Origin of the sequence: Trinickia acidisoli, from assembly GCF_017315725.1 — a bacterium.
Lineage (GTDB): Bacteria > Pseudomonadota > Gammaproteobacteria > Burkholderiales > Burkholderiaceae > Trinickia > Trinickia acidisoli.
This window is the reverse complement of sequence record NZ_JAFLRG010000001.1, coordinates 3,045,167-3,057,927: the sequence shown is the minus strand read 5'-3', so window position 1 is coordinate 3,057,927 and position 12,761 is coordinate 3,045,167. Positions and strand designations below refer to the sequence as shown.

At 63.4% G+C, this 12,761-nt stretch carries 13 protein-coding genes and 1 pseudogene; 7 read left to right on the top strand and 7 right to left on the bottom strand.

The window, feature by feature from the left end:
• Positions 1 to 4: 4 nt before the first annotated feature.
• The 4 genes from J3485_RS13955 to J3485_RS13940 all read right to left on the bottom strand — a co-directional run bounded on the left by J3485_RS13955 (position 5) and on the right by J3485_RS13940 (position 3,561).
• The gene (locus tag J3485_RS13955; protein WP_206953293.1) at positions 5 to 469 is read right to left on the bottom strand and encodes a RidA family protein; all 465 of its coding nucleotides are present in this window, start codon (positions 467 to 469) and stop codon (positions 5 to 7) included.
• Between the two features lie 101 nt (positions 470 to 570).
• Positions 571 to 1,767, bottom strand: coding sequence for an aminotransferase-like domain-containing protein (locus tag J3485_RS13950; protein ID WP_206953291.1), 1,197 nt, complete (start codon positions 1,765 to 1,767; stop codon positions 571 to 573).
• A gap of 92 nt (positions 1,768 to 1,859) precedes the next feature.
• A complete protein-coding gene (locus tag J3485_RS13945) occupies positions 1,860 to 2,756 on the bottom strand; it encodes a DMT family transporter (protein WP_206955814.1) in 897 nt (298 codons plus the stop codon).
• A gap of 94 nt (positions 2,757 to 2,850) precedes the next feature.
• The gene (locus tag J3485_RS13940) at positions 2,851 to 3,561 is read right to left on the bottom strand and encodes a VOC family protein (RefSeq protein ID WP_206955813.1); all 711 of its coding nucleotides are present in this window, start codon (positions 3,559 to 3,561) and stop codon (positions 2,851 to 2,853) included.
• Between the two features lie 160 nt (positions 3,562 to 3,721).
• On the opposite strand from J3485_RS13940, the gene J3485_RS13935 reads away from it, so the two are divergent.
• From J3485_RS13935 to J3485_RS13920, 4 genes are all read left to right on the top strand, one after another.
• On the top strand, positions 3,722 to 5,215 hold the full coding sequence (locus J3485_RS13935) for an aminotransferase-like domain-containing protein (protein ID WP_206953289.1): 1,494 nt from the start codon (positions 3,722 to 3,724) through the stop codon (positions 5,213 to 5,215).
• A gap of 106 nt (positions 5,216 to 5,321) precedes the next feature.
• Positions 5,322 to 7,214, top strand: coding sequence for a molecular chaperone HtpG (gene htpG, locus J3485_RS13930; protein ID WP_206953287.1), 1,893 nt, complete (start codon positions 5,322 to 5,324; stop codon positions 7,212 to 7,214).
• On the top strand, positions 7,214 to 7,936 hold the full coding sequence (locus tag J3485_RS13925) for a chorismate--pyruvate lyase family protein (protein ID WP_206953285.1): 723 nt from the start codon (positions 7,214 to 7,216) through the stop codon (positions 7,934 to 7,936). The genes htpG and J3485_RS13925 overlap by 1 nt, the downstream gene beginning before the upstream one ends.
• A complete protein-coding gene (locus J3485_RS13920) occupies positions 7,933 to 8,433 on the top strand; it encodes a DNA-deoxyinosine glycosylase (protein WP_206953283.1) in 501 nt (166 codons plus the stop codon). The genes J3485_RS13925 and J3485_RS13920 overlap by 4 nt, the downstream gene beginning before the upstream one ends.
• Positions 8,434 to 8,503: 70 nt before the next feature.
• On the opposite strand, the gene J3485_RS13915 is transcribed toward J3485_RS13920, so the two are convergent.
• Both J3485_RS13915 and J3485_RS13910 read right to left on the bottom strand, forming a co-directional pair.
• Positions 8,504 to 8,938, bottom strand: coding sequence for a hypothetical protein (locus J3485_RS13915; protein WP_206953281.1), 435 nt, complete (start codon positions 8,936 to 8,938; stop codon positions 8,504 to 8,506).
• The gene (locus J3485_RS13910; protein ID WP_206953279.1) at positions 8,916 to 9,509 is read right to left on the bottom strand and encodes a nucleotidyltransferase domain-containing protein; all 594 of its coding nucleotides are present in this window, start codon (positions 9,507 to 9,509) and stop codon (positions 8,916 to 8,918) included. The genes J3485_RS13915 and J3485_RS13910 overlap by 23 nt, the downstream gene beginning before the upstream one ends.
• 249 nt (positions 9,510 to 9,758) lie before the next feature.
• On the opposite strand from J3485_RS13910, the pseudogene J3485_RS29545 reads away from it, so the two are divergent.
• From J3485_RS29545 to J3485_RS13895, 3 genes and pseudogenes are all read left to right on the top strand, one after another.
• A pseudogene (locus J3485_RS29545) lies at positions 9,759 to 9,839 on the top strand (helix-turn-helix domain-containing protein); the annotation flags it as partial.
• 322 nt (positions 9,840 to 10,161) lie between these two features.
• Complete coding sequence (locus J3485_RS13900; RefSeq protein WP_206953278.1) at positions 10,162 to 10,722, top strand: YbhB/YbcL family Raf kinase inhibitor-like protein; 561 nt, start codon at positions 10,162 to 10,164, stop codon at positions 10,720 to 10,722.
• A gap of 183 nt (positions 10,723 to 10,905) precedes the next feature.
• Entirely contained in the window at positions 10,906 to 11,457 is a 552-nt protein-coding gene (locus tag J3485_RS13895; RefSeq protein ID WP_206955812.1) for a hypothetical protein, read from the top strand.
• Between the two features lie 87 nt (positions 11,458 to 11,544).
• Here J3485_RS13895 and J3485_RS13890 read toward each other — a convergent pair whose 3' ends face one another.
• Entirely contained in the window at positions 11,545 to 12,402 is an 858-nt protein-coding gene (locus tag J3485_RS13890; protein ID WP_206953271.1) for a PA4780 family RIO1-like protein kinase, read from the bottom strand.
• Positions 12,403 to 12,761 lie beyond the last annotated feature (359 nt).

Here is a 12,761-nt window from a genome sequence, read left to right as displayed (position 1 = left end):
CCGCTCACGCGACTTCGACGATCAACTCGATCTCGACGCACGAGCCGGTCGGGATCTGCGCGACGCCGAAAGCCGAACGCGCATGCTTGCCGGCATCGCCGAAGATCTCGCCGAACAGCTCGGACGCGCCGTTCGTCACGATATGCTGCTCGGTGTACTCGAGCGTCGAGTTCACGAGGCTCATCACCTTGACGATGCGCTTGATGCGATTCAGATCGCCCGTCTGCGCGTGCAGCGTGGCGAGCAGATCGATCGCGATCGAGCGCGCCGCGACCTTGCCTTCGTCGGTCGTCATGTTCTGGCCGAGCTTGCCGACCCACGGCTTGCCGTCCTTCTTGGCGATATGGCCCGACACGAAGACGGTGTTGCCCGTCTGCACGGCCATGACGTAGGCGGCGGCCGGCGTGGCCGCGACGGGCAGTTCGATGCCCAGTTGCTTGAGCGTGTCGTAGACGTTTTGGTTTGCCATGTCGGTTCCTTGAAGGTTGAGGATGGGTTCGGTTGGAAGAATCGTAGGTCGGCGCCGCCGCGCCCCGCGCCTGCCGTGACGGCAGACGCGGGGCGCGACGATTACAGCCGCTCGCGGATCAGCTTGGCCAAGCGCGCGACGCCTTCGTCGATGCGTGCCGGCGGCACGGTGACGAACGACAGGCGCAGCGCGCTGTGATCGGCATCGTGCGCGTAGAACGGGGCGCCCGGCACGAACGCGACGTTGTCCGCGACGGCCGCCTCGAGCAGTTTCATCGTATCGATATTCTTGGGCAAGCTCGCCCAGACGAACATGCCGCCCTCGGGGCGGTTCCACTTCACGCCCTCGGGCATGTGGCGCTCGAGGGCCGAGTGCATCGCATCGCACTGATCGCGGTAGAGCGCGCGGATCGTCGGTACGTGCTCGTCGAGGAAGCCGTCCTTGATCACCTCGTAGACGATACGCTGCGTGAAGCTCGGCGTGTGCAGATCGGTGGCTTGTTTCGCCTGCACGAGTTTGAAGTGCAGTTCTTCGGGCGCGATGATGTAACCCAGGCGCAGGCCTGGCGCAAGCACCTTCGAGAACGAGCCGCAGTGAACGACGTGATCGGGCGCCATCGAAAGCAGCGTCGGCAACGGAGCGCCGGCGTAGTCGAGCGCGCCGTACGGATCGTCTTCGATCACGGGGAACGGGCTCGTGCGCGCGAACTCGGCCAGCGCCCGGCGGCGCTCGAGCGGCAGGCGGCGTCCCGTCGGGTTCTGGAAGTTCGGCTGCGCGTAGAGTAGCCGCGCACCTTCCGTCAGCGCCGGCGTCAGGCCTTCGGTGATGAGGCCGTTCTCGTCGGTTGGCACCTGCACATAGCGGGCCTCGTACATCGAGAACGATTGCAGCGCGCCGAGGTACGTCGGCGTTTCGACGAGCACGGGGCTGCCCGGATCGATCAGCGCCTTGCCGATCAGATCGAGCGCCTGCTGCGAGCCCGTGACGATGAGTACCTGGCTCGGACGGATCGTGACGCCGTCCTTCGAATAGCGCGCGGCTACCCATTCGCGCAGCGGCAGGTAGCCTTCCGTCGCGCTGTACTGGAACGCGGCGGCCGGCGCGTCGCTGATCACGCGATCGCACGCCGCGCGCAGGCGCTCGATCGGGAACGTGGCGGGCGAGGGCAGGCCGCCTGCGAACGAGATGACTTCGGGCCGTTCGGTGACTTTCAGGATCTCGCGGATGGCGGAGCTCGTGAGTTTGCGTGCGCGCTCGGAAATGCGCCAGTTCGTGTGCGGCAAGTCGCTGTGATCCATGAAACGTCTCCTTAGTCCTCGATGGTGGTTGAGTGGGTCCCGTCGTCGATAGCCAAACACGGGTAATGTTTATTTCGAGACGAGAAGCGCGATTATCGCGCAAGTCTCGTCGTTCGCGGTGGTGTGGTGGTCGTGCGGACGGCGGCTTTGCGGCCGAGCACGACCGTGGCGATGACGGCGGCGGCAAACAGCCATGTCGATGGCGCGACGGTTTCGCCGAAAAAAAGCGAGGCGAACGCGATCGTGAAGAATATCTGCAATAGCTGCACTTGTCCCACCCGCGCGGTGCCGCCCATCGCGAGTCCCGCATACCATGCGAAAAATCCTATGAACTGCGAGAACAGCGACACGTAGCCGAACGCGAGCCACGTGCGTAGCGCGACGGGCCCCGGATGGCTGAGATGCTGCTGCCAGCCGAGCCAGGCCACGGGGATGGCAAGGAACGGCGCGGCGAGCACGAGCGCCCAGCAGATCACCTGCCAGCCGCCGAGTTCGCGCGCGATACGGGCGCCTTCGGCATAGCCGAGCGCGCCGACGGCGACGGCGCCCAGCATCAGGAGGTCGCCCGCTTGCAGCGCGCCGCCGCCCGCGTGCAGCGCGTAGGCGATGACGAGCGCGCTGCCCACGGCCGCGCTCACCCAGAACGCGAGGGACGGGCGCTCGCGCGAGAGCCAGGCCGCATAGATGGCGACGAACATCGGCTGCAGACCGTTGACGAGCGCGCCGTGCGAGGCTGGTACCGATTTCATGGCCCACGCCGAAAACACCGGGAACGCGATGATGACGCCGAGCGCTGTCACGGCGAGCCCTTTCAACTGAGCGCGATTGGGCCTGCGCTCGCGGCGCCAGGCGAGCAGCGCCGCGGCGGGGACGGAGGCGGCGAGCGCTCGGCCGAGACCGTTCAAGAACGGGTTGAATTCCTGCACGACGATGCGCGTCATCGGCAGCGTCAAGCTGAAGATGATCACGCCGACGAGACCGAGCAGCATGCCTTGCGTTTCACGCGACTTCGTCACGGATAGGACTCCCAACGTTGAGTAGGGCGGCGCGAGCGCCGGTTTGGTTGTGTTCGATACGGTGCGATTACGCGAGCGTGCGTACGCCCGACGGCGTTTCGATTTCGGCTACGAGGGCCGCGGGGCCGTCCGCGATGTCTTCCAGTGCAATCAAGTGGGCCGCGCCGAGCCATTCAAGCTGCTCGCGGATCGCGCCCGCGCGCGGGTGGCGCGCCTTCAGCGCTTTGAGCGCCAGGCCGGTTTCGGGCAACCGCGCGCTCGGGTGGGCGGCGGTATCCCATTGAATCAACGTGGGCACGATGCCGTCGCCGGCCCCTTGCCAGCACGGGAACGCGCCGTCCTCCGGCACCGTCAGGCGCCAGGTCAGGTCGCCGCGCGCCATCGGCACGACGCTCGCGATGCGCTCGGGGTACTGGGTTTGCCAGCGGCCGAGATCCTTGGGACGCGGCACGCGCGCGACCCAATGGGCGAGGTAGGGGCCGCATTCGAGCCGCTCGCGCATCGCCGCATCGTCGAGCGCGAACCAGCGCGGGCGCGACTGTGCTGCGACGTCGTCGTGGCCGGCACGGTCGCGTTCGGCTTGCGGATCGATCGCAATGATTTCGAGATAGGCGCCGCCCCATAGGGCGAGCAGCCGGTTGTGCGTGCCCATGGCGGCGTGCGTGCCGCCCGTGACGGGTTCGACCCCGAGCGTGTCGGCGACGTAGCGCGCGCCTTCATCGAGGGTGCGGGCGACAACGACGAGGTGATCGAGTTCGAGCGCGAAGGCGTGTGTCATCGGAAATAGGCGAATGGCGCGAAGGGGGCGCGTTTGGCCGTTGACGCCAAAGACGGTGCCGCTTTCGACGGAATCAGTGTCAGCAATCACTTTAATCGCCGCGGCCGGCACAGTAACGGTACAATCGGCGCGATACTTTTCGGTACAGTTCACCGCCGTCATGTCAGCCGCCCTCGACCAGATTCCCGCCCCGCACGGCGCCTCCTCGCTGACGCTCGTCGAACAGCTCGTGCAGTGGGCCCGGCGCCGCATCGAGGAGCGCGTATTCCGCCCCGGCATGCGCATGCCGTCGATCCGCAAGCTTGCGCAGGACAAGGGCGTTTCCCGTTTCACCGTCGTCGAGGCCTACGAGCGGCTCGTGGCCCAGGGGTATCTCGATTCGCGTCGCGGCTCGGGGTTCTATGTTCGCGAGCGCGTCTTGGGGGCGCCGGGCGAGCGCCGCCCGGGCGACGAGGCGCAGGAGAGCGCGGCAGCGGCGTCGCAACGGCCGATCGACGTCGTCTGGCTGTTGCGCAACACCTTGCATACGGGCGCGCCGGAGAAGGGCCCGGGCCTTGGTTACCTGCCGAACCGCTGGCTGGACGGCGAGCTCGTGGCGGCCGGCCTGCGCACGCTCGGACGGCAAAGCGGCGGGCAATGGCTCGGCGCCGGGACGGCGCAAGGTTTCCTACCGCTGCGCCAGCAGTTGCAGACACGGCTCGAAGAGTTCGAGATCGGCGCCGCGCCCGAGCAGATCGTGCTCACGTCGGGCGTTACACAGGCGATCGATCTGATCGCGCGCCTCTATGTGCAGCCTGGCGACGCCGTGATCGTCGGCGATCCGGCCTGGTTCCAGATGTTCGGCCGCTTCGCCGCGCAGGGCGCGCGGCTCGTCGGTATGCCGTATACGCCGGCCGGCCCCGACCTCGATGCACTCGAAGCGCTGGTTCAGACGTGGCGTCCGAAGATGCTCGTCATCAACTCGGTCTTGCACAACCCGACGGGCACATCGTTGTCGCCGGCGCAGGCGTTTCGCATTCTGCGTTTGGCCGAGGAATACGATTTCGTCGTAGTCGAAGACGACATCTACTGCGACCTCTGTCCGCCGAGCTACCCGGTCACGCGGCTCGCGAGTCTCGACCAGCTCGGGCGGGTGATTTATCTCGGCAGCTTTTCGAAGACGCTGACGGCGAACCTGCGCGTGGGTTTCGTCGCGTGCGCGCCCGAGCTTGCGCAGGCGATCGCCGATCAGAAGGTGCTGATCGGCATGACCACGCCCGAATTGAACGAGCGCCTGGTCTATAAGATTTTGACCCAGGGGCATTACCGGCGGCATATCGAGCGGCTGCGCGCGCGGCTCGATGGCGTGCGCGACAAGTGTGCGCGCCTGCTCGAGCAGGTCGGTTTCTCGTTGTTCACGATGCCGGCGGCGGGGATGTTCCTGTGGGCCGACGCGGGCGTGGACGCCGACGCACTCGCCGCCGCGGGGCAGGAGGCCGGATTCTTGCTTGCTCCCGGCAGCTTGTTTTCCCCGCATCAGTCGCCGACCACCTGGATGCGTTTTAACGTCGCAAACTGTGGCGATCCGGCGCTGCCCGGCTTTCTGGCCGGCTACCTCGAAGCGCAGCACCGCTTCGCGCGGCCCTTGAAAACGCCGGCGGGCATCCCCATTTGAGGGGCCGCTGCGCGCCGCGCCGCTCGCTTGGGCCACGGGCCGCGGGCGGTGCGCAAATCGGCGCTTTCCCGTCATCCACGAACCGTACGCAAAGGAACCCGAGACCATGGCACAGGAAACCATGAGCTTTCAGGCAGAGGTCAAACAGCTTCTGCAACTGATGATTCATTCGCTCTACAGCAACAAGGAAATTTTCCTGCGCGAGCTGATTTCGAATGCATCGGATGCCGCGGACAAGCTGCGCTTCGAAGCGATCGCCAAGAGCGAACTGTACGAGAACGATCCGAACCTGCGCATTCGGGTTGCATTCGATAAGGCCGCGCGCACGATCACGATCGACGACAACGGCATCGGGATGAGCCGCGAAGAGGCCGTCTCGCATCTCGGCACGATCGCCCGCTCCGGCACGAAGGAGTTCTTCGCGCAATTGTCGGGCGACCAACAAAAGGATGCGGCGCTGATCGGCCAGTTCGGCGTGGGTTTCTACTCGGGCTTCATCGTCGCCGACAAGATTACCGTCGAGACGCGCCGGGCCGGGCTGCCGGCCGCGGAAGGCGTGCGCTGGATCAGCGCGGGCGAGGGCGACTTCTCCGTCGAGACGATCGAGCGCGCGCAGCGCGGCACGACGATCACGCTGCATCTGCGCGCCGATGAAGACGAGCTGCTGTCGTCATACCGTCTCCAGTCGATCATCCGCAAGTACTCCGATCACGTTGCGCTGCCGATCCTCATGAAGAAAGAGGAGTGGGATGCGGAGAAGGGCGAGATGGTCGAGCAGGGCGAGGACGAAACCGTCAATCAGGCGAGCGCGCTCTGGACCCGGTCCAAGAACGAGATCGACGAGGAGCAGTACAAGCAGTTCTATCACCACCTCGCCCATGACGAGCAAGACCCGCTCGCCTGGACGCACAACCGCGTCGAGGGCCGCAGCGAGTACACGCAACTGCTCTATGTGCCCGCGCACGCACCGTTCGATCTGTGGAATCGCGATCATCGCAGCGGGCTGAAGCTCTACGTGAAGCGCGTCTTCATCATGGACGACGCCGAGCAGTTGCTGCCGACCTATCTGCGCTTCGTGAAGGGCGTCGTCGATTCGGCGGACCTGCCGCTCAACGTCTCGCGCGAAATCCTGCAGGAAAGCCGCGACGTCAAGGCCATCCGCGAAGGCGTGACCAAACGCGTGTTGTCGATGCTCGAAGAGATGGCCGGTGCCGAGGCGGAAGAGGGCAAGGTCAAGTACGCGACGTTCTGGAAAGAGTTCGGCCAGGTCTTCAAGGAAGGGCTCGGCGAAGACTTCACGAATCGCGACCGCATCGGCAAGCTCGTGCGCTTCGCCTCGACGCATACCGATTCGGCCGAGCAGACGGTATCGCTTGCCGATTATGTCGCGCGCATGAAGCCCGAGCAGACGAAGATCTATTACGTCACGGCCGATACATGGCTGGCGGCGAAGCACAGCCCGCATCTCGAAGTGTTCCGCAAGAAGGGGATCGAGGTGCTGCTCTTGGCCGATCGCGTCGACGAGTGGGCGTTGGCGTACTTCACCGAATTCGACGGCAAGCCGCTCGCGAGCGTGGCGCGCGGCGATCTCGATTTGAACGCCTTCGACGACGAAGAGAAGAAGGCGCAGGAGGCCATCGGCGAGACGATGAAGCCGCTCGTCGAGAAGATGAAGGAAGTCCTCAAGGACAAGGCGAAGGACGTGCGCTTGACGTTCCGGCTCACCGATTCCCCCTCGTGCCTCGTTGCCGACGACGGCGAGATGACCGGTTATCTGCAGCGGATGCTGAAGGCGGCCGGCCAGAAGGCGCCCGACGTCCATCCGATCCTCGAGATCAATCCCGAGCATGCGCTCGTGAAGGCGCTTGCACCCGAGCACGGCGATTTCGCCGACTGGTGCTACCTGTTGTTCGACCAGGCCGTGCTGGCCGAGGGCGGTACGCTCGAGGATGCGGCCACCTTCGTCAAGCGCACCAACGCGCTGCTGCTCGCGCGGTGATGCGCGCTGCGCGCCTGCGTTACGACGCTGTCGGTCGCGCTTGGCGTGCGGCGCAGCGTCCCGTATCGACGTTCGACCAGAAAGATTGGCTCACGCGCGGCGGTTCGCTGACTGCTCATTTACGCACGCTCGGCGATGTGCGTGTGCGGGTGACGCGCGAGGCTGTCGACTGCGCGTGGCCCGACGAATGCGCTGCGTTGCGCGTTGGGTTGCGCACGCGCGTGTGGGTGCGTGAAGTCGTGCTCGAGGTGGACGGCGTGCCGTTCGTCGCCGCGCACAGCATCGCGCCGCTGGGTGCGAGCCGGGGCGTGTGGCAGGCGATGCGGCGGCTCAAGACGCGCCCTCTGGCCGAGTTGCTCTATGCCGACAGCACTGTTGCGCGCTCGGTGCTCGTCAGTACTCGGCTTGCTCCGCGCCATCCGCTTGCGGTGCTGGCGCGACGTCAGATCGCAGGGCGCGCGCCGCACGCGTTGCTCGCGCGCCGCTCCGTATTCGTGCGGCACGGCGCGCCGCTGATGGTGACCGAGTGCATGTTGCCCGCGTTATGGGCGCATCTCGACGCACGGCGCTCCGATGCGCGTGGCGGTGCGCACGCCCTTCATCTTCCGCACGATCGCGGCGGGCGTCCGGCGCGGCCTTCGCACGCGGGGCATACGCCGGGCCGTACGCCGGAGTGCTCGCTGTCTGCGCGGCGCTTCGCGCGCCCGGCATCGTCGTCGTGACATTCAAGCATTCGTTCGCGCCCGTCGTGAACGAGCGCACGCGCGTGCTCGTGCTCGGCAGCTTGCCCGGCGAAGCGTCGCTCGCGCAGAGCCGGTATTACGCGCATCCGCAGAATCGGTTTTGGCATTTGATCGGGGATGTGATTGGCGTCGCGCTGCCCGGCATGGATTACGAGGCACGGCTTCAAGCGTTGCTCGATCATCGTGTCGGGTTGTGGGACGTCATTGCAAAGGCACGGCGAGAAGGAAGCCTCGATAGCCGGATTCGCGAGCATGCGACGAATGATCTGGCTGCGCTCGTGGCTGCGCTGCCCGAGTTGCGCGCTGTCGCGTTCAACGGTGGCACGGCGGCGAAGATCGGCATGCAGACATTGGCGGAAAGCCGGGTGTCACCCGATCTCATCAGGTTGCCGTCAAGCAGCCCCGCTTATGCCGCCGCGCCATATGCTGCGAAGCTGCGGGCATGGGAGGCGTTGCGCAAGTGGCTGGTGGTGTAGCTTTGCACAAATCGAATTGTCTCCGCGAGGCGCCGCAACGCGGCCCTACGAGGGTTCCCGCAGAGTGGCATCAGGTAGGAGGCAGCAGGTGTTCGAGCCCAGAAACCGCGTCTATGAGTTCCGCAGTGAGCTGGACTAGCTCCGCGGTCAGACTCGCCGGCAGATCGATGTTCCCTTCGTATTCAGCCGCATTGCGCCTGCGATGACAGGTATCGAGCACGCGCCATTTTTCGGTTGGCCAACCGATTGTGTGTTCGAGACATTGAAAGACGAGGTACCGATCGTCGCTTCGATATCCGTGAGCGCGCAAGGCAGCGCGTGATGCAGCGTGAGCGGCGTCGTAGGCGAGAATGAACTGGCTCTCCGTGGCCATCGTGCCGCTGCTTGTTACTGTGCCGAGCAAGGTTCGAGCGAGGCCAAGCAAATGCTCAAATTCGCTGCGGTTCACCGGGAAAGGTTTTAGCTTTCCAATGCGTACTAGGTTATCCAATATTGTCGATGTCATCCTCAGTTCCTATGACCATCAGCTTCGGCTGGCGCAACACTTCCGCAATGAAGGGATGGTTTTTGCGCTTCCTCTCAAGGAATTCCTCGAGAGTGTACTGGGTAATCTGCACGATTCGGCCTAGCCGCTTTTCGGCGGACTCGAGTGCCGCCATGATTTGCCCGTAGCTGAGCGTTTCACTGATCAGCATGATGTCGATATCGCTGCTGCCGCGGTCACTGCCCTGCGCAACTGAGCCGTACACACATGCGAGCTTGATCTCTGAAGCAAGCGGCGACAGTGCTTCGCGGAGAACCTCTACGACTCCAAAGGTCTTCAGGACAATGAGGTGTAGCTCATCGAAAATGGGGCTGCCTACGTAGGCGCGCACTTGTTTGAGGTTGGCAATGCGTCGCGTTTCAATGAGGCCGCCTTTTTCGAGACGATTCAACTCGCGCTGGACGGTGGCGCTGCCGAGATCAGTCAGCCGGATCAACTCTTTGACGTGAAACCATTGTTCAGGCCGCCCAAATAAGCATGCCAAGAGGGGTTGCTGCGCACTAGAGAAGAGTGCATCGCCGAGTTTGGTCATGTGCTAGATTCTAGCACGAACGAGCTAGAATCTAGCACGATCTGCGCGCTTGGCTCGTCGCTAGGAATGTGCTGACGATTTCGCCGACGATGAGTCTCTCGAAGTCGTGGAGCAAAAGCAGGTCGCGGTAGTCGGGCTGTAGCAACCGCGATGCGTCGATCGGTTTTCGGTTATGGATCTAAAAAAGGCGCGGAGTGAACTACGGTTGGCCCAACAGGTGATCGCCGAACGTATAGGCTATCGCAGCAAACGATCGCCCGTTGGGAGTCGGGCGAGAGTGAAATCCCAGCCAAATATCTCAAAGACCTGGCGATCTTGTTCGGGTGTTCCGTGAGTGACTTGCTCGACAGGGAACCGCAAGACGCTCCGGTCACAAAACGATTCCGACCTGCCGTTCGGTACACTGCATATCCGATTTCAACGATCAATCGCTCAGTCTGCTTGGCTTCATGTCGCCAACTCAGTTCATGCAAGACTGGCTTGCGGCTCAGCGGACAAAGGATACGGCTGCATAACTCGGGGCCTCTGGAAGGCGAAAAACCGAGGGAAGCTCACGTGAAACATCCCTCAATTCCTCGCGTGTTCGTCACCGGACATGCCGCCGCCGGTGGTAGGCTGCCGTAATTGTTCCATTCGGAATGGAAGGCGCGAGATGAAACGCAACGTAAATGCAATCCGGCATGCGCTTGGCGCGAGCCTGTGCGTGCTGTTGCTGCACGGCGCAATGGCGTACGCCGCAGACGCGTTCGAACTGACTTCGCCAGGTCTGCCCGACGGCGGCACGCTCTCTTTGAGTCATGCGGGGAGCCAGAACAATTGCGGTGGCAGCAATGTGTCGCCGGCATTGCAGTGGCGCAATGCACCCGCGGGCACGCGCAGCTTCGCGATTACGATCTTCGATCCGGACGGTGCGAAAGGCTTGGGTGTTGTGCATTGGGTGATGTACGGCATTCCCGCTTCGACGACGTTGCTTGCAGCGGGTGGCGAGCCGCCAGCCGGCGCGCACGTGGGCCTCAATGTCAGCGGGCAGGCGGCTTACCGCGGGCCGTGCCCGCCGGTTGGCGAGATTGCCCATCACTATCTCGTGCAGATCTATGCGCTCGACCTCGCGCCTGACGCGCTCGCGGCTGGGTTGACGCGCGATGCGCTACATGTGGCGATAAAGGGTCATGTGCTGGCCAATACCAGCACCGTGATGCGTTTTGGGCGCTAGCGCATACCACGGAGTCGCCCTTCTCTTGAGAGCCGCTTCGACTTCGGCCCAGAAGTCCGACAGCAATTTCGCGGGCGTTGTCGGCGCCTTATCCGTTCGTCACAGCGGCGCGTCCGCCGCTTGTCGGGCAGGTAGAATCCATGCATTGTGCTCAATGCTTTGCACGACATCAGTGAACCCGCAATGACCGATACGTCCTTTCCATCACCCGATTCCGCCACCGATCTCATCGCCGATTCCACAACCGAAAGCGATGTCGCGGAAATCTCCGAAACGCTGCACGAGGACGGCCTGTGGCGCGACGACGGCTGGACCGCGCGCGTCATCAAGAACGAGGACGACGATGGATGGGCCGTCGAAATGATCAAGGACGGTGAGCCGGAGCCCGCGCTTGTCGGTCCATGGACGATGGGTCGCAACAAGAAGGATCCGAAGCCGCTCGATGCCTCGGCATTTAATACGCTGGTGAAAACGGCGTCGGAGGTATTGCGCCGGCACGAGCAGCAGCTCCGCGCGCAATTGCATAAGAGCCTGACGGTGGCGGCGGCAACGGGCGATGGCGAATTGGAGATCACGCTGGACATCGTTCCCGACGAGGACGAGCCTTACGCGCTATTGACTGCGCTTGACGCCTTCGGGGAGCAGCTTGCTCAAGTGCAGGTGGCTGCGAACTTCAAGCTCAGTAAGGCAAGCGCCGTAAGCTGGGTGGAAAACGAGTTCCGCCGGCCAAGCTGATAGTGAATCTTGAGTGAATCTTGGCTGAAGCGGCGACATTCTTCGAAGCCCCCCTCCTGGGCTAACTTCGAGGAATATCGAGAGCAGTTACCGGCCTGCGCTCAGTTCCTGCTGTCGCCGCGCTCGCGCGTCTTCCTCAAGGCGTATCTCTTCAATTGCCTGCAGCACTTCATCGAGATCCACGGGTTGCGTGTCGTCTTCGACGCGGCCGGTCAATTCCGCATCGACGTGCAGCCGTCCTGCTTCGAACAGCGCCCAGATTTCCGTGCCATAACTCGCGGTGAGTATTTGCGGAGCAAACCGTCCGAAGTACGCTGCTAGGTTGTCGACGTCTCGCTTGAGCATCGAGGCGGCGTCGTTGTTGCCGGCTGCGTCGACGGCCTGCGGCAGATCAATGATCACCGGCCCATCCGCTGCCAGCAGGATGTTGTATTCCGAGAGGTCGCCGTGAATCACGCCCGCGCAGAGCATTCGTACAACCTGATTGAGCAGCAGCGCGTGGAGTTCGAGCGCGCGAGCTTCGCTCAGTTCGACATCGTTGAGCCGAGGCGCGACGTTACCCATTGCGTCGATCACCAGCTCCATCAGCAACACGCCATCGGTACAAATGTAGGGTTGCGGCACGCGTACACCTGCGTCGGCGAGCCGGAACAGTGCGTCCACTTCGGCGTTCTGCCATGACGCTTCCTGCATTTGACGACCGTAGCGCGTCCCTTTTTCCATTGCCCGCGCCTGCCGGCTGTTCTTGACCTTGCGGCCGTCCCGATATGACGCGGCTTGCCGAAAGCTGCGCTGCTTCGCGTCCTTGTAGACCTTGGCACAACGCGTGGATTCGCCGCTGCGTACGACGTAGACGGTTGCTTCCTTGCCGCTCATCAACTGGCCAATGACTTCGTCGATGAGTCCTTCTTCGAGAAGCGGTACAAGCCGTTTGGGTATCTTCATAGGACCGCCACGCGCCGCATGCGGGACGTGTATTCCACATTCGTCAATGGTGAAGGGCTCGCCGAGGCATGCGCGATCGGCAAATCGATGAATCGCGTGACGGGTGATGCCGGCCGTGGGATTGTTGCGTGGGAAACGGAGGTGGTCATGCCGGATTATAAGGGAGGGCGCGTATCGCGGTCTCGATTTGCGTGAGCAATTGATCCGTCAGCTCCACGCCGTTACCGGGGGGGGGCAAAATCACATTCTGCATTCGCTAAGTGTTCAGCGAATTTGACCGAACAGTAGAGTCAAGCTTTTTATAACTGTGCATGTCATCGGCCTCATTTTGTCGAAACAATCCGGTTATCCGGCCGGTA

What these genes read in the sequence shown, in the direction of transcription:
- J3485_RS13890 (WP_206953271.1), bottom strand. Translation starts at nt 12,402, where the DNA reads ATGAAGATACCCAAACGGCTTGTACCGCTTCTCGAAGAAGGACTCATC.
- J3485_RS13925 (WP_206953285.1), top strand. Translation starts at nt 7,214, where the DNA reads ATGCGCGCTGCGCGCCTGCGTTACGACGCTGTCGGTCGCGCTTGGCGT.
- J3485_RS13950 (WP_206953291.1), bottom strand. Translation starts at nt 1,767, where the DNA reads ATGGATCACAGCGACTTGCCGCACACGAACTGGCGCATTTCCGAGCGC.
- htpG (WP_206953287.1), top strand. Translation starts at nt 5,322, where the DNA reads ATGGCACAGGAAACCATGAGCTTTCAGGCAGAGGTCAAACAGCTTCTG.
- J3485_RS13940 (WP_206955813.1), bottom strand. Translation starts at nt 3,561, where the DNA reads ATGACACACGCCTTCGCGCTCGAACTCGATCACCTCGTCGTTGTCGCC.
- J3485_RS13935 (WP_206953289.1), top strand. Translation starts at nt 3,722, where the DNA reads ATGTCAGCCGCCCTCGACCAGATTCCCGCCCCGCACGGCGCCTCCTCG.
- J3485_RS13900 (WP_206953278.1), top strand. Translation starts at nt 10,162, where the DNA reads ATGAAACGCAACGTAAATGCAATCCGGCATGCGCTTGGCGCGAGCCTG.
- J3485_RS13945 (WP_206955814.1), bottom strand. Translation starts at nt 2,756, where the DNA reads ATGCTGCTCGGTCTCGTCGGCGTGATCATCTTCAGCTTGACGCTGCCG.
- J3485_RS13955 (WP_206953293.1), bottom strand. Translation starts at nt 469, where the DNA reads ATGGCAAACCAAAACGTCTACGACACGCTCAAGCAACTGGGCATCGAA.
- J3485_RS13895 (WP_206955812.1), top strand. Translation starts at nt 10,906, where the DNA reads ATGACCGATACGTCCTTTCCATCACCCGATTCCGCCACCGATCTCATC.
- J3485_RS13915 (WP_206953281.1), bottom strand. Translation starts at nt 8,938, where the DNA reads ATGACATCGACAATATTGGATAACCTAGTACGCATTGGAAAGCTAAAA.
- J3485_RS13910 (WP_206953279.1), bottom strand. Translation starts at nt 9,509, where the DNA reads ATGACCAAACTCGGCGATGCACTCTTCTCTAGTGCGCAGCAACCCCTC.